Source organism: Zestomonas ipomoeae (assembly GCF_057128665.1).
Genome location: NZ_JBSKHQ010000002.1, coordinates 54,974 through 69,519, shown reverse-complemented (window position 1 = coordinate 69,519; position 14,546 = coordinate 54,974). Strand labels below are relative to the sequence as shown.

General features: G+C 68.3%; 13 protein-coding genes. 7 read left to right on the top strand and 6 right to left on the bottom strand.

Going from position 1 to position 14,546, the window contains the following annotated elements:
* Window positions 1–216: 216 nt before the first annotated feature.
* Window positions 217–3,009, top strand: coding sequence for an AsmA family protein (locus tag ACWKV7_RS03960; protein ID WP_483856344.1), 2,793 nt, complete (start codon window positions 217–219; stop codon window positions 3,007–3,009).
* Between the two features lie 8 nt (window positions 3,010–3,017).
* Here the strand turns inward: ACWKV7_RS03960 and ACWKV7_RS03955 are convergent, their stop codons facing one another.
* Together ACWKV7_RS03955 and ACWKV7_RS03950 are read right to left on the bottom strand one after the other, a co-directional pair.
* Window positions 3,018–4,982, bottom strand: coding sequence for a 7TM diverse intracellular signaling domain-containing protein (locus ACWKV7_RS03955; protein WP_483856343.1), 1,965 nt, complete (start codon window positions 4,980–4,982; stop codon window positions 3,018–3,020).
* 136 nt (window positions 4,983–5,118) lie between these two features.
* Complete coding sequence (locus ACWKV7_RS03950; RefSeq protein ID WP_483856342.1) at window positions 5,119–6,351, bottom strand: HD domain-containing phosphohydrolase; 1,233 nt, start codon at window positions 6,349–6,351, stop codon at window positions 5,119–5,121.
* Between the two features lie 293 nt (window positions 6,352–6,644).
* Between ACWKV7_RS03950 and ald the strand changes: the two genes are divergently transcribed.
* From ald to ACWKV7_RS03935, 3 genes are all read left to right on the top strand, one after another.
* Window positions 6,645–7,766 (top strand): alanine dehydrogenase, encoded by a 1,122-nt coding sequence (ald, locus tag ACWKV7_RS03945; RefSeq protein WP_483856341.1) that lies wholly within the window; start codon window positions 6,645–6,647, stop codon window positions 7,764–7,766.
* Between the two features lie 78 nt (window positions 7,767–7,844).
* Complete coding sequence (locus ACWKV7_RS03940) at window positions 7,845–8,012, top strand: hypothetical protein (protein ID WP_483856340.1); 168 nt, start codon at window positions 7,845–7,847, stop codon at window positions 8,010–8,012.
* A 117-nt stretch (window positions 8,013–8,129) separates the two neighbouring features.
* A complete protein-coding gene (locus ACWKV7_RS03935; protein WP_483856339.1) occupies window positions 8,130–9,002 on the top strand; it encodes a type 1 glutamine amidotransferase domain-containing protein in 873 nt (290 codons plus the stop codon).
* Between the two features lie 245 nt (window positions 9,003–9,247).
* On the opposite strand, the gene ACWKV7_RS03930 is transcribed toward ACWKV7_RS03935, so the two are convergent.
* The 4 genes from ACWKV7_RS03930 to ACWKV7_RS03915 all read right to left on the bottom strand — a co-directional run bounded on the left by ACWKV7_RS03930 (window position 9,248) and on the right by ACWKV7_RS03915 (window position 12,916).
* Window positions 9,248–10,432 carry a BaiN/RdsA family NAD(P)/FAD-dependent oxidoreductase gene (locus ACWKV7_RS03930; protein ID WP_483856338.1) on the bottom strand — a complete coding sequence of 395 codons (1,185 nt, stop codon included), beginning with the start codon at window positions 10,430–10,432 and terminating at the stop codon, window positions 9,248–9,250.
* Window positions 10,433–10,651: 219 nt separating this feature from the next.
* Window positions 10,652–11,887, bottom strand: coding sequence for a diguanylate cyclase (locus ACWKV7_RS03925; protein WP_483856337.1), 1,236 nt, complete (start codon window positions 11,885–11,887; stop codon window positions 10,652–10,654).
* Between the two features lie 162 nt (window positions 11,888–12,049).
* Window positions 12,050–12,328 (bottom strand): DUF3509 domain-containing protein, encoded by a 279-nt coding sequence (locus tag ACWKV7_RS03920; protein WP_483856336.1) that lies wholly within the window; start codon window positions 12,326–12,328, stop codon window positions 12,050–12,052.
* 189 nt (window positions 12,329–12,517) lie between these two features.
* Window positions 12,518–12,916: an acetyl-CoA sensor PanZ family protein gene (locus ACWKV7_RS03915; protein ID WP_483856335.1), complete on the bottom strand. Its 399-nt coding sequence runs from the start codon at window positions 12,914–12,916 to the stop codon at window positions 12,518–12,520.
* Between the two features lie 119 nt (window positions 12,917–13,035).
* Between ACWKV7_RS03915 and hisB the strand changes: the two genes are divergently transcribed.
* Genes hisB through ACWKV7_RS03900 form a run of 3 tightly spaced genes read left to right on the top strand, consistent with a single transcriptional unit; the run spans window position 13,036 to window position 14,527 of the window.
* Entirely contained in the window at window positions 13,036–13,629 is a 594-nt protein-coding gene (gene hisB / locus ACWKV7_RS03910; protein ID WP_483856334.1) for an imidazoleglycerol-phosphate dehydratase HisB, read from the top strand.
* Window positions 13,629–14,267: an imidazole glycerol phosphate synthase subunit HisH gene (gene hisH, locus ACWKV7_RS03905; RefSeq protein ID WP_483856333.1), complete on the top strand. Its 639-nt coding sequence runs from the start codon at window positions 13,629–13,631 to the stop codon at window positions 14,265–14,267. The genes hisB and hisH overlap by 1 nt, the downstream gene beginning before the upstream one ends.
* The gene (locus ACWKV7_RS03900) at window positions 14,267–14,527 is read left to right on the top strand and encodes a DUF2164 domain-containing protein (RefSeq protein WP_483856332.1); all 261 of its coding nucleotides are present in this window, start codon (window positions 14,267–14,269) and stop codon (window positions 14,525–14,527) included. Before hisH ends, ACWKV7_RS03900 begins: the two co-directional genes overlap by 1 nt.
* Window positions 14,528–14,546: the final 19 nt, after the last annotated feature.

Genomic DNA, 14,546 nt, shown 5'->3' with positions numbered 1-14,546 from the left:
CCGCCACCCGGCGGGTTTTTTGTGTCTGCTCCGCCCCCCGCCGCGGGCCGAGCCGCAACGCGAGCAGGCGTGTCTCGTCGGCCCTCAGGGTCGAGCTGCGCGGAGGCTGTCCCGGTTTTCCGACATGCGGTCGAGCGTTCCCGGCCCCTGCTGGTCGACAGACCAGGGAGTGGCCAGCGCGCCTCCGGCCATTCAGGACCGAACGGGAGGACGAGCATGAAGCGGGTGGGTGTGTTGCTGGTGGCGGGCGTGATGCTGCTGTCCCTGGGTCTGGTCCTGGCCCTGTGGGCGCTGGAGTCGCCCTGGGCCAAGCGGCAACTGGAAGACCGCCTCAGCCAGCGCCTGGACGGCCGGACCGTGCACCTGGGCAGCCTGGCGGTCGACTGGGGCTGGCCGCTGGCGGTGCACCTGGAAGACATTCGCATCGCCAATGCCGCCTGGGCCAGACATGAGCAGATGCTGCAGGCTGCCGCGCTGGACCTGACCCTGGATCTTGGCGAACTGCTGCGCGGCAACCTCAGCCTGGAACTGCTCGGGCTGGATCAGCCGGTCATCCACCTGGCGCGCCGTCAGGACGGCACCGTCAACTGGGCGCCGCTGCGCTCCGCCGACGCCGAGGACGACCAGGGCCTCGGCCTGCACCCCGCACTGATCGAGGTCAGCGAGGGCCGGCTCACCTACCGGGACCAGCAGCGTCAACTCCAGTTGGACGCTTCCTTCGCCACCGGCCGCGACGACGCGCAGCAGCGCCGGCTGAGCATCCAGGGCCAGGGTGAGTGGCAAGACCAGCCCTTGCAATTCGAGGTCGTCGGCGGGCCGCCGAGCCAGGCGCTGCAGCCCGACTCGCCCTACCGGCTGACCCTGCAGGGTCGTCTGGGACAGCTGCGCCTGGACTTCGAGGGCCAGGTCCGGGACCTGATGCAGCTCGACGCGTTGCACGGCGAGGCGAACCTGTCGGTACCAGACCCGGCCACCCTGGCCAGGTTGCTCGGCCGGCCCGACTGGCGGATGCCGGCCCTGGAGGCCGAGGCGCGCATCAGTCACCAGGGCCGGCGCTGGGCGCTGGACGACATTGAGATACAGGCCGGCGATAGCCAGCTGCACGGCTCGCTGGCCTTCCAGCGGGAGCAGCCGCTGCGACTCGAACTGAAGCTGCGGGCCGACCGGCTCGATCTCGACCGCTGGGCGCTGTCCGCGGCTGGCCCGGCGGCGGACGCCGGCTCCCTGGCGCAGGGGCTCGCCCCGTTGCGCCATTACCAGGGCCAGGTCGATATCGACATCGCCCGGCTCGCCTATGGCCAGGCAACGCTGAGCGACCTGCACCTGCGCGGCACGCTGGAGGACGGCCGCCTGCGCATCGAGCAGCTGCAGGCCAAGCAGGGCAATGGCGAGCTGAGCGCCCAGGCGACGCTGGATATCGCTGGGCCGGTGGCCAGCGGCAGCCTTGACCTGCAACTGGACAGCGTCGATCTCGGCCGGGCGCTGGCACCCCTGGGCCATGGCCAACTGGGCACGCTCGACGGGCAGGTGCAGGCCGAGTTCGGCGAAACCCTCTTGCGTATCGGCAACGCTCAGCTCGATTACCGCGCGCCGGCGCGGCAACTGCGCCTGCAGCTCAGCGCGGAATTCCTCGACGGCGACGGCCTGCACGTCCAGGGCGATGGCTCGCACCGGGGCGTGCCGCTGCAGTTCGACCTGCACCTCGGGCCGCCGCTCGCCCTGCTGGACACCGAGCAGAGCTACCGCGTCGAGGGCCGCCTGACCTCCGGCGACACCACGCTGGACGTCGACGGCAGCGTGACCCGGCCGCTGCAGTGGGCGGCCGCGCAGGGCCACTTCGTCATCGAGGGCTCCAGCCCCGCCCGGCTCAACCCTCTGGTCGGCTTCGGCCTGCCGTCGCTGCCCGGCTATCGCCTGGAAGGCCGACTGGACTGGCAAGAGCCCTTGCTGCGCCTGCAAGACCTGCAGGGCCGTTTCGGCGACAGCGATGTGGGCGGCGATGTGCGCCTGCGGCTGGGGCAGCGGCCGATGCTCTGGGCGACGTTGCGCTCGCAGGACCTGAACTTCGCCGACCTGCTGCCCCTGCAGGATGTCGCTACCGACTCGCGGCCCGAGGATGCCCGGGTCTTCTCCGCCCAGCCGTGGAACCTGGCGAGGATGCGCCGGCTCGACGTCGTACTGGATTACCAGGCGGACAACGTCGATACCCGCCATGTGCCGCTGGGCAGCGTCGACCTGGAGCTGAGCCTGCGACAGGGGCGGATGGACATCGAGCCGTTGCAGATCGGGCTGGGCGGCGGCCAGGTGTCCGGTCGGCTTGCCCTGGATGCGCGCCAGGCGCCGCTGAATGCCGAACTGCAACTGTCGATGCGCCAGGTGAACCTCAAGCCGCTGCTGCGCCGCGGCGAGTTGCCCAAGGTCGCCGCCGACTCCGCGGGCATCCTCGGTGGGCGGCTGGACGTGCAGTCTTCCGGAGATTCGATGGCGGCGCTGATGGCCCATCTCGAGGGCCAGCTGGAACTGGCCATGTCCGGCGGCCGTCTGGACCTGCTCACCGTCGAACTGCTCGGCCTGGATGGCGGCGAGCGGTTGGTGGGGACCCTGGCGGAGGACGACCAGGTGCCCGTGCAGTGCGCCTACGCGCGGTTCGACGCCGACGCCGGGGTGGCGCGGCTGGAACGCTTCTTCGTCAGCACCACGGATAGCAACTTCACCGGCGGCGGGCGCGTGGATCTGGGACGCGAGCGCCTGGACCTGGTGCTGGAGGCGCATCCCAAGGACTTCAGCGTGCTCTCCAGCGATTCGCCGGTGCAACTGCAGGGCACGCTGGGCGACCCGGAGGTCAGCGTGGTCTCCGACGAGCTGCTCGCCCGCGGCATCGCCAGCGTCGTCGGTGCCGTCGTCGCCCCGCCGCTGGCGATCCTGCCGTGGGTCGAGCCGGGCCTGGGCGAAGGCGCGGGCATGGGCTGCCGACGGGCGCTGGAGGCTTTCCAGGCTTCCGCCGATTGAGCGCCGGCTCAGGTGTTTGACTTCGACCCTTCGACCCGCTCGTCCTCGGCTGTGGATGGCGCCACGTTGGGCGTGCCGAACAGCCAGACGCGGTTGCGCCCGGTGGACTTGGCATAGTACATCGCGTGGTCGGCCTGGCTGAGCAGGATCGAGACGTCGCCGTCCTCGCCGTGGCTGAAGGCCACGCCGATGCTGGCGCCGAGCGCGACGTCGCGGCCCTTGATGTAGGCCGGCCGGGCCAGGCTGTCGAGGAAGCGCCCGGCCAGGGCGAGCCCGAACGCATCGTCCGGGACCGCCTCGCAGATCAGCACGAACTCGTCGCCGCCCAAGCGCGCCACCAGGTCGGTCTCGCGGGCGCAGGCCAGCAGCCGCTGCGCGACCTGTTGCAGCAGTTGGTCGCCGGCCTCGTGGCCGAGCCGGTCGTTGACCGCTTTGAACTCGTCCAGGTCGACCAGCATCAACGCCAGCCGCTCCTGGCGCCGGCGGGTGCGCAGCAGGGCGGACTCCAGGTGCTGGCGCAGCGCGGTGCGGTTGGCCAGGCCGGTCAGCGGGTCCTTCAACGCCAGCTCCAGGAGTTGCGCATTGGCCGCGGCCAGCGCCTCGGTGCGTTCGGCGACGCGCTGTTCGAGCACCTGCTCCTGCTCTTGCAAGGTCCGCAGCATCTGCTGCTGGGCGGCCAGGTGGGCGACCTGGGCCTGCTCCTTCTGGCGTTTCAGTTCGTTGAAACGGGCGGCCAGGGCGAACGAGAGCAGCAGCATTTCCAGGGCCGAGCCGATCTGCATGGAGTAGATGGTGGTGAAGTTGCTCGGCAGTACGCCGAAGTTGCGCAGCGCCAGCAGGCCGGCGCCGAGCAGCATCATGCTCCAGGCCAGCACGAAGATGCGTGCCCCCGGCACCCGCTGGATCGTGCAGCCGATGCCGCAGCTGAGCAGCAGCAAGGTGTGGACGATGGCGATGAGGGACATCACCTGCAGGCTGGTCTGCACGCTCAGCAGCGTCATCCAGGCGACCGCCGCCAGTTCGAGCAACGCCGCGCCGCCCAGCAGGCGGTGCCAGCGCGGCGCCTGGTGGGCGGTGTCGAGGAAGGCGCGGGTGAACAGGGTGGACACCGCCGCCGCCAGCGTCAGGCCCATGGGTAGCGTGCGGTTGGCCCAGGGCACCACCTGCGGCAGGAAGTACTGCGGACCGAAACCATTGATGGCCATCAGGCCGCTCGCGAAACAGAGCACGAACAGCACGTAGAGCAGGAAGCTGCGCTCGCGCAGCGCGAAGTACAGCAACAGGTTGTAGGCGGCCAGCGCCAGCAGCATGCCGAAGTACAGGGCGAGCACGCCGTAGCCGGCCTCGCTGTGGCGATGGAAGGCATCGGCTCGCCAGAGCCTGGCGTCCAGCGTCAGGCTGCCTTCGGACTGGGCGCGCACATACAGCGTGCGCTGCTCGCCGGGTAACAGGCGCAGGGTGAACACTGGGTTGCGGTGGGCGACGCTGCGCGCGGCGAACGGCAGGGTGTCGCCGGCCTGCTGCTGGCGCAGGCCGGCGGCGGTCGGCTCGAAGTAGTCCAGCCGATCCAGCGACGAGTAGCCGAACTCCAGGCGCCAGTCGCTGGGCTCTTGGGCGGCGGAGCGCAGGGACAGGCGCAGCCAGACCACATCCTGGGTGTAGCCGAAGTTGAGGTCGCTGCGCGCGGCGTCATGGACGAAGCCCGCCTCGTCGTTCAGCACCTGGGCGATCCCCAGTTCACCGCCGGGGTCGCGCAGCAGATCGACGTAGGGCAGCAGCGCGACCGACTCCTCGTCGCCGTGCAGCAGCAATTCGGGCGTGCGCGCATGGGCATGCCCGGCGGACGCCAGCAGCAGGCAAGCCACCAGCGCCGTCGAGAGCCAGAGGCAAAGGCGGCGGAAACGCCCGACGCTGGAGCGGCCGTCGTCCTTGAAGCGGGTCCCGCGTGGGCCGTAGCGAGCATGTAGCGCCATACGGAGGCCCTGGATCGAGGTCATCGCGGTGACGCGGCACACGAACGATGGTGGCGGCAAAGTGCCACATGGCTAGATTCAAGCCGAGTTCTAGCCGGTGCGCTTGTCCGTTGGTCAGGTCGCGCCGACCGACGGTTCAGGCAACCGCGCATCGCTCGGCTGCCAGCGGGGCGTCGCGGAGCAGCCAGGCGCGTTGCAGCAGCGGTTGCAGGCTGAGCAACTGCAGATGCACCTCGTCCATTTCCGGGTAGGCGGCGCTGAGGCGGTGCTCGTGCACGTGGTCGATCCAGCGCTCGTATTCCTGGCTGAGCAGGCCGGAGCTGGCGCAGATGCCGTACAGGGCGTCCACCAGCACGGCGCCCTGGCGCAGGCCGGGCGAGTCAATGTCGGGTTCGCTCCTGCGACCGGCGATCAGCGTCTGCAGTTGCCCGGAGAGTCGGCGCTGGCGCTCCAGCAGCCCGGCCAGCCAGTCGGGCCGCTCCTGTTCGCCCACCAGCGGTCCGCGCTTGCCGCCGATGTGCTGAATCAGGTCGCTGGCAGCGTGGAAGACCGGTGCGCTCCAGAACTGGCGGAGCAATTGCAACGGCGCCAGGGCATGGCCGAGCGTGCCGCATAGGCTGTCGCCGATCTGCTCCAGGCATAGCCAGGCGATGAAGTCGGCGGAACCCAGCAACTGCGCTTCGCGGCTCGGCGTGCCGGCTCGCCAGCCGCGCGGATAGCCGCTGCCGTCGAGATGTTCGTGCTGGTTGAGCAGGGCGTCGGCGACCGCGGGGTCGATGGTGGTGCGGATCATTTCGCGACTGACCACCGGATGTGACTCGAACTGGCGCTGCCCATCGGCGGTGGCCTGCGCCTCGCTCTGCATGAAATCCTCCGGCAGGTGCAGCAGGCCGATGTTGCGCGCCAGGGCGGCGGTGAACAGGCCCGGCCAGGACAGCCCGCGCCAGGTGCTGCACTTGGCCAGGGCCAGCGCCAGCAGGGCGCCGAACAGGGTACGTCGCAAGCGCGCCGGAAACATCGCCTGCATCACCGTCAGGCGCTGGCAGAGCAGGGGCTGGCGGTCCAGTGCGCTGCACAGTTCGGGCAGCGGCAAGGGCAGCAGGTCCAGTAGCGCGGCGCTGTCGGCGTGTCGGTCGGCCAGCGCGACGAAGACCTCGACCAGGCGCAAGCCATCCAGCTGGCCTTCGATGCCGATACTGGCGTCCAGCGGTTTGAGCAGTTTCTGCCGGGCCAGCTTGGTCAGCGTGGCTTCGTCCAACCTGGCGCCGCGGGCGAGCAGCTTGAGGCCGTGTTCGTTGCAGATGTCCTCGCTGGCGGTGATCTGGCGTTCGCGGTCGAGTTGAGCGAGATGGCGGCAGTAGACGTCCATATCGACGATGTCCCTGGTTGGATCGACTGATGGATTGACTCTAGCAGGCGATGGAAAAACCACCCGGGCTGCCGCTGCGGCGTCGATGACCGGCGTGGTTGCACGCGCCGGCTCGCTTGGCGTGGCCTGCGCTAGCGTAAACCCCGCCGCCGTCGGCCAAATGGCCGCAGGGTGCCTGGAGTTCGGCGTTTTCCGGGAAAAAATCCTGAAATCAGCAGGGTATTCAGGGTGGGTCCGCCGCTCGGCTTTCTACACTTTCTCTTACGTCCTATGCCGTAACCCTGGAGGCCAGCATGCGTATCGGAGTACCCAAGGAAATCAAGAATCACGAGTACCGCGTCGGCCTGACGCCGTCCTCGGTGGCGGAGCTGACCGGGCTCGGTCATCAGGTCTGGGTGCAGAGCCAGGCCGGCGCGGCCATCGGGTTCAGCGATGCCGACTTTCAGGCGGCCGGCGCGCAGATCGGCGCCGACGCCGAGGCGGTGTTCGCCGCCGCCGAGATGATCGTCAAGGTCAAGGAGCCGCTGGCCGAGGAACGTGCCCGGCTGCGCCCCGAGCAGACGCTGTTCACCTACCTGCACTTGGCCCCGGACCGCCCGCAGACCGACGATCTGCTGGCTTCCGGCGCCACCTGCATCGCCTACGAGACGGTCACCGACGCTCAGGGCCGGCTGCCGCTGCTGGCGCCGATGTCCGAAGTGGCCGGGCGCATGTCGATCCAGGCTGGTGCCTGCTGCCTGGAGAAAGCCCGCGGCGGTCGCGGTGTGCTGCTCGGCGGCGTGCCGGGCGTCGCCCCGGGCAAGGTGGTGATCCTCGGCGGCGGCGTGGTCGGCAGCCATGCCCTGGCGATGGCCGTTGGCATGGGCGCGGATGTCACCGTGCTGGACAAGAGTGTCGACGCCCTGCGCCGGCTCGACTCGCTGTACGGCAACCGCATCACCACGCTGTACTCGACCCGCGCGGCGGTACGCGAACAGGTGCTGGCCGCCGACCTGGTGATCGGCGGGGTGCTGATTCCCGGTGCGTCGGCGCCCAAGTTGGTCAGCGCGGAAATGGTCAGGCTGATGAAGGCTGGCGCGGTGCTGGTGGATGTCGCCATCGACCAGGGCGGGTGCGCGGAGACCTCGCGGGCCACCACCCATGCCGAGCCCACCTACGTGGTCGATGAGGTGGTGCACTACTGCGTGGCGAACATGCCCGGCGGCGTGGCGCGCACCTCTACCCTGGCGCTGAACAACGCCACGCTGCCGTTCGTCGTTGCCCTGGCGGAGAAGGGCACCCGGCGGGCTCTGGAAGAGGATGCGCACCTGCGCAACGGCCTGAACGTGGCCAAGGGGCAGCTCACCAACGCCAGCGTCGCCGAAGCCCATGGCCTGCCGTACCGGCCGGCGGCGGAGCTGCTCGCCCAGCTGTGATCCCGGCACTTCCCCGGCGCCTGCCGGTCAACCCCACGAGGCCGCCCGCTCCCGGGCGGCGCCACGTGGGAGGTTGTCATGCCGTATGTACTTGTGCTGATGGTGTTGGCGCTGGCCGGTTGCGGGGACCCGGAGCCCGGCAGCCTGCAAAACGTCGAGGAGAATTCCCAGGAGTACCACAACACCGCGACCGATCCCCAGGGGCCGCAAAAGATCTCGCCACCGCCGGAAATCACCGAGCAGTAGCCGGGCGCGCGGGCGGCCAGGCTGGCAAAGCCACTGCCTTGGCTCGCACGGACAGTGGTGAGCCGGCGCGGGCGGGCGCTCTAATGCCGGCACTGCTCTCTGGCGAAGGCTTCTGCGATGACTGCCGCACCCCGCACGACCCTGCTGATGCCCCTGCCGGCGCTGGACTTCGACCCGAGCGAGGTCGCGCTCGCCTGGCAGGCATTGCGTGCGGCGGGCCACCGGGTCCGCTTTGCCACGCCCGCCGGCAAGCCCGCCGAGGGCGATTCGCTGATGCTCGACGGCATGGGGCTCGACCCCTGGGGTTGGCTGCCGGGGTTGCGCAGGGTCAGGCTGCTCGGCCTGCTGCTGCGTGCCCGCGCCGATGCCCGCGAGGCCTATCGAGCGTTGTGCGATGACGCCGATTACCGCCAGCCCTTGCGCTATTCGCAACTGCGCGCCGAGTCATTCGATGGGCTGTTCCTGCCCGGCGGCCATCGCGCCCGAGGCATGCGTACCTATCTGGAAAGCGCTGCGCTGCAGGCCGTGGTCGCGGCGTTCTTCGCCCGCGACAAACCGGTGGCGGCGGTCTGCCATGGCGTGCTGCTGGCGGCGCGCAGCCTGAGGGACGACGGCCGCTCGGTGCTCTACGGGCGCAAGACCACCGCGCTGACCTGGAGCATGGAGCGCAGTGCCTGGCGGCTGACCCGGTTCTTCGGTCGCGTCTGGGACCCGCACTACTACCGCACCTACCGGGAAGCGCCCGGCGAGCCGGCCGGCTACATGAGCGTGCAGGCCGAGGTCACCCGTGCCCTGGCGCGCCCCGAGGACTTCCTCGATGTGCCGCTCGATGCGATCGACCGCTGGCGCAAGACCAGCGGCCTGCACCGTGACAGCCCCACCGACGAGCGCCCGGCGTTCGTCGTGCAGGACGGCAACTATCTGTCCGCGCGCTGGCCGGGGGATGTGCATACCCTCGCCCGACGCTTCGTCGAGCTGCTGGAAGAGTGAGCGCGGCGCGCTTCGGTGATGGGTGATGCGCTGAGACCCGGAATGACTCCACTGGGTCCCGGCTTTCGCCGGGGCGACGGTTCGAGAAGGGTGCGTGCTTCGTTCTCTATCGGGTGATGGAGCTGAGTAAGCGATATCCAGGCATCGCGGCGTTACACACTCACGCGCTTTCCCAGGCCCGTCGTACCGACGCAGGTCGGTATCCAGAGCCGGCAGCGCAGGCGTCTCGACATCCGTCTAGATCGTCAGGCGTACTGTCCCGCCGCATAGCCCGAGGCCCAGGCCCACTGGAAGTTGAAGCCGCCGAGGTGGCCGGTGACGTCCAGCACTTCGCCGATGAAGTACAGCCCCGGCGAGCGCTGCGATTCCATGGTCTTGGACGACACCTCATCCACGCTCACCCCGCCCAGGGTCACCTCGGCGGTGCGATAGCCCTCGGTGCCGGCCGGCACCAGTTGCCACTGCTGCAGCTTGGCGGCGATCGCCTTAAGCTCGGCGGGGCTGTACTGCTTCAGCGGTTTGGAGACGAACCAGCTGTCGGCCAGCAGGGCGGCCATCTTCTTGGTGAACAGCTCGCCGAGCAGGGTCTTCAGTTCGCTGTTCGGCCTCGTGGCCTGCTGTTCGGCCAGCCAGGTCGGCAGGTCCAGGTGTGGCAGCAGGTCGATCTCGATGACATCGCCCGGTTGCCAGTAGGAGGAAATCTGCAGGATCGCCGGCCCGCTCAGGCCGCGGTGGGTGAACAGAATGTTCTCGCGAAAGCTCTGGCCGTTGCAGCTCACCAGGCAGTCCTCCACCGAAGTGCCGGACAGCTCGCTGCATAGCGTTTTCAGCTGCGGGTCGGTGATAGTGAACGGCACCAGCCCGGCGCGGGTCGGCAGCACCTCATGGCCGAACTGCCGAGCCACCTGATAGCCGAAACCCGTGGCGCCGAGGGTCGGGATGGACAGGCCGCCGCTGGCGATCACCAGCGACTGGCAGCGCATCGGCCCGGCGCTGGTCTGCAGGCGGTAGCCGTCTTCCGCTTTCTCGATGCTGTCCACCGCGGTGTTCAGCAGCAGGTACGCGCCGGCCTCTTCGCACTCGGCCAGCAGCAGGTTGAGGATGTCGCTGGACTTGTTGTCGCAGAACAGCTGGCCGAGCTTCTTCTCGTGGTAGGCCACGCCGTGCTTGGCCACCAGACCGATGAAGTCCCACTGGGTGAAGCGTGCCAGGGCGGACTTGCAGAAGTGCGGGTTGCGCGAGAGGAAGTTGGCCGGCTCGCAGTACAGGTTGGTGAAGTTGCAACGTCCGCCGCCGGACATCAGGATTTTCTTGCCGGCCTTGTTGGCGTGGTCCAGCAGCAACACCTGGCGGCCGCGCCCGGCGGCGGTCGCCGCGCACATCAGGCCGGCGGCACCGGCGCCTATGATCAATACATCCACAACCCGCACGACAACGACCTCGCAGCAACAAGATGCCCGGCAACGGCCGGGCGCGGCAGTTTACCGCAGTGCTCGAGTGGACGGTGCTGCCTGCTGGCGCTCATCCGGCTACACCGAAAGGCGAGACCCGCAGCTGTAGGGGCGAATGTATTCGCCTGACCAGACACCGCCAGGCGAATGAATTCGCCCCTACAGGCAAGAAGTAGTGCGGGAAGACAGCGCTGCCTATCAATTGTGCAGGGTGCGCCCGCGCCCCTGGTTCTTGGCCTGGTACAACCGCAGGTCGGCCTCGTGCAGCAGGCTTTCCAAGTCTTCCGGTTCGCCGTGGTAGACGCCGGCGCTGAACGACAACGGCGGCGCGCCGACGGCGTACTTGAGGCCGGCGCAGGTGTCGCGCAGGCGGTCGAGGGCGGCGCTGACAGTGGCGCCATCCTCGGGGCTGACCAGGGCGAACTCCTCGCCGCCGAGGCGGCCCAGCAGGGCATCGGGGAAGGCCGCGCGCAGGGCGCGGGAGAAGGCCACGAGGGCAGCGTCGCCGCTGGCGTGGCCGTGCTCGTCGTTGATCACCTTGAAGAAGTCCAGGTCGATCATCGCTACGCTGAGGTACTGCTTGCTGCGCTGCGCCTGGCGGAACTGCGCGATGCCCTGCTCGTAGAAGGCGCGGCGGTTGTACAGGTTGGTCAGCGAGTCGAACTGCGCGGCCTGGCGCAGCGCGCGCATCATGTCGCGGCGCTCCAGCGTCGACATCACCCGGCAGTTGAGTTCCTCCGGGCAGAATGGCTTGCGCAGGAAGTCATCGGCGCCGTGCTTGATGAACAGCGCGCTGAGCGAACCCTTGGCGTCGGCGGAGAGGCCGAGAATGATCAGCTCGTTGCGCCGGTACTTCTGCCGCAGCAGCTTGACCAGGTCGAAGCCGCTGACGCCGGGCATGCTGTGGTCGACCAGGAACAGGTCGATGTCCGGCTGATCCAGCAGGATCTGCAGCGCCTCGTCGCCGTCGCGGGCGTCGATGATCTGGTACAGGTGCGGGGTGAGTACACGGCGGATGAAGTGGCGGGTGGCCTCGGAGTCCTCGGCGACGAGGATCTTCACGTGGCTGTTGCTCTCCAGTCGATGCAGCAGGCGAAAGGCATATTCGTAGGAGTGCTGGCTTTCCTTGAGCACGTAGTCGACCACGCCCTTGAGCAGCAGCTCGTCGCGGCGCTGCTCGTTATAGGAGCCGGTGAGCACGATGCAGGGCAGGTTGTAGCGCATGACCAGGTCGACGATCTCGCCGTTGGGTGCGTCTGGCAGGTTGAGGTCGACGATGGTGGCGAAGAACAGTTCGGCGGAGGTTTCCAGCAGGACCTGGGCCTCGCCGAGGGACGCGCAGAACACCGGTTGCAGGCCTGCTTCCTGATGGAACAGATGCTCAAGAATCTTCAGCACCAGGGCGCTGTCTTCGACGACCAGGATGTTGCGCACGACTGACTCCGCGTTGACCGAGGCGCGATCATATCGCAGTGACCGCTTTGTGCCAGTGTAGGCGGGTGGCGCAGGTGGGCGTCGACTCCGGTGCCGGGCGGTAGCGCAGGCGGCCCGGCAAGGCGGCATCGCTTGGGGGCGCCGGCCGGCGCCCCGCAGCGGTCAGATCACGTTGTAGGTCGGCAGGTGCTGGCTCTTCTGGCTTTGCAGCGAGCGGATATCCGGTCGCATGCCGGCGGCCATGGCCAGGTCGCGACGAATGGCGCCGATCAGCCAGTCGGTGCGTTCGTTCGATCCCACGGCCTGGTAGGGCAGCACGCGCTTGATCTGCTTGCCATCCTCTCCGTGCAACATGACCAGGTAATCCCCATCGGGGCGCTCTTTGGCGGACACGCTGAATTCAGGAAAAGCAGCCCTGATTCGCTCCAAGGTACGGTTCATGGGGTAGCCTCCATTCGCGGAAATACTCGGCTTTGCAAATAGCAGTCGCCATGCCAACCCGAAGCGAATAATTTTTCCTTATAAACCAATAAGTTAAATCGGAGCGAAAAACACCGGTCATGCAAAACGCATGATTTCGCGGTTTCCCGGCTTGCATTTTGCGGGACGGCGCCAGCCGGGTGGCAGTGTCTACAGCGCGTCCAGTGGCAACTGGGCACGGGCCGCGAGGGCCTGGCTTTCCAGGTGGTTGGCCGGTGCCGCCAGGTACAGTGGGCGGCCGGCCTCGGCCGCCAGGCGCTTGGCCTCATCGAGCAGGCGCCGACCGACGCCCCGGCCGCGGGTGACCTGGCGCACGCACAGATGCGACAGGCGCCAGCGCTGCGGACCGCGTTCGAGCAACGCGGCGCCGAGCAGGCGATCATTGAAGCGCCCGGCCAGCAGTTCGCCGCGGGCGAGGCCGGCCTCGACCAGCGCGGCGCCGTCGGCGTGGGGCGCCAGCAGCCAGGCTGGGGCGTCGGCGTAGATCTTCGCCAGGTCGCTGCGGTCCTGGGCGGAGGGGGCGCTGAGGGTTTCGACGACTACGGGCATGGCGGGGCTCCTCGGACGGGCCGCCGAGTGTAAACCCGCCCAGCCGCCGCCGGTAGCCGGCTCCGGCGTGGCACGCCTATAATGGCGGCCTTTTCCCGTGAGCTTTTGTGGAGCTGGTGATGGCCGAACGTACGGCATCCGTCGAGCGCAATACCCTGGAAACCCAGGTCAAGGTGTCGATCAACCTGGACGGCACGGGCAAGGCCCGTTTCGACATCGGCGTGCCCTTCCTCGAGCACATGCTCGACCAGATCGCCCGCCACGGCCTGATCGACCTCGACATCCAGTGCAAGGGCGATCTGCATATCGACGATCACCACACCGTCGAAGACGTCGGCATCACCCTCGGCCAGGCCTTCACCCAAGCGGTCGGCGACAAGAAGGGCATGACCCGCTACGGCCATTCCTACGTGCCGCTGGACGAAGCGTTGTCGCGCGTGGTGATCGATTTCTCCGGCCGCCCGGGGTTGCAGATGCACGTGCCCTTCACCCGCGCCAGCGTCGGCGGCTTCGATGTCGACCTGTTCCAGGAGTTCTTCCAGGGCTTCGTCAATCATGCGCTGGTTACCCTGCACATCGACAACCTGCGCGGGCACAACACCCACCACCAGATCGAAACCGTGTTCAAGGCCTTCGGCCGCGCGCTGCGCATGGCCGTCGAGCTGGACCCGCGCATGGCCGGGCAGATGCCATCCACCAAGGGCGTGCTCTGATGCAAACGGTTGCAGTCATCGACTATGGCATGGGCAACCTGCACTCGGTGGCCAAGGCCCTGGAGCACGTCGGCGCCGGCAAGGTGCTGGTCACCAGCGATGCGGCGGTGATCCGCGAGGCCGACCGCGTGGTGTTCCCCGGCGTCGGTGCGATCCGCGATTGCATGGCCGAAATCCGCCGCCTGGGCTTCGACGACCTAGTCCGCGAGGTCAGCGTCGACCGCCCGTTCCTCGGCATCTGCGTCGGCATGCAGGCGCTGCTGGAACGCAGCGAGGAGAACGGCGGCGTCGACTGCATCGGCCTGTTTCCCGGCCAGGTGCGCTTCTTCGGCAAGGACCTGCATGAAGACGGCGAGCAGCTGAAGGTGCCGCACATGGGCTGGAACGAAGTCCGGCAGAGCGTCAGCCACCCGCTCTGGCACAGCATTCCCGACCTGGCGCGCTTCTATTTCGTGCACAGCTACTACATCGAGGCCGGCAACCCCCGGCAGGTGGTCGGGCACGGCCACTATGGCGTCGACTTCGCCGCCGCGCTGGCCGAGGGCTCGCGCTTCGCCGTGCAGTTCCACCCGGAGAAGAGCCATACCCATGGCCTGCAACTGCTGCAGAACTTCGCCGCCTGGGACGGGCGCTGGTAATGAGCAAGGGCAAGGCCAGGCCGCCGCTGTTGCAGCTCGACGCCGAGCAGAACCAGGCGGCGCTGGACCGGCTCAAGCGCTTTCTCGACGAGCGCTTCGAGCTGCAGCTGGGCAGCTTCGAGGTGCAGGAGCTGCTTGACCTGTTCAGCCAGGACATTGCCCCCTACTACTACAACAAGGCGATCTTCGACGTGCAGACGCACCTGAAGGACAGGTTCGAAAGCATCGAAAGCGACTTGTGGGCGCTCGAAAAGAGCTGACCCATCCCGATTCACACGA

What these genes read in the sequence shown, in the direction of transcription:
- ACWKV7_RS03960 (WP_483856344.1), top strand. Translation starts at nt 217, where the DNA reads ATGAAGCGGGTGGGTGTGTTGCTGGTGGCGGGCGTGATGCTGCTGTCC.
- ACWKV7_RS03955 (WP_483856343.1), bottom strand. Translation starts at nt 4,982, where the DNA reads ATGGCGCTACATGCTCGCTACGGCCCACGCGGGACCCGCTTCAAGGAC.
- ACWKV7_RS03950 (WP_483856342.1), bottom strand. Translation starts at nt 6,351, where the DNA reads ATGGACGTCTACTGCCGCCATCTCGCTCAACTCGACCGCGAACGCCAG.
- ald (WP_483856341.1), top strand. Translation starts at nt 6,645, where the DNA reads ATGCGTATCGGAGTACCCAAGGAAATCAAGAATCACGAGTACCGCGTC.
- ACWKV7_RS03940 (WP_483856340.1), top strand. Translation starts at nt 7,845, where the DNA reads ATGCCGTATGTACTTGTGCTGATGGTGTTGGCGCTGGCCGGTTGCGGG.
- ACWKV7_RS03935 (WP_483856339.1), top strand. Translation starts at nt 8,130, where the DNA reads ATGACTGCCGCACCCCGCACGACCCTGCTGATGCCCCTGCCGGCGCTG.
- ACWKV7_RS03920 (WP_483856336.1), bottom strand. Translation starts at nt 12,328, where the DNA reads ATGAACCGTACCTTGGAGCGAATCAGGGCTGCTTTTCCTGAATTCAGC.
- ACWKV7_RS03915 (WP_483856335.1), bottom strand. Translation starts at nt 12,916, where the DNA reads ATGCCCGTAGTCGTCGAAACCCTCAGCGCCCCCTCCGCCCAGGACCGC.
- hisB (WP_483856334.1), top strand. Translation starts at nt 13,036, where the DNA reads ATGGCCGAACGTACGGCATCCGTCGAGCGCAATACCCTGGAAACCCAG.
- hisH (WP_483856333.1), top strand. Translation starts at nt 13,629, where the DNA reads ATGCAAACGGTTGCAGTCATCGACTATGGCATGGGCAACCTGCACTCG.
- ACWKV7_RS03900 (WP_483856332.1), top strand. Translation starts at nt 14,267, where the DNA reads ATGAGCAAGGGCAAGGCCAGGCCGCCGCTGTTGCAGCTCGACGCCGAG.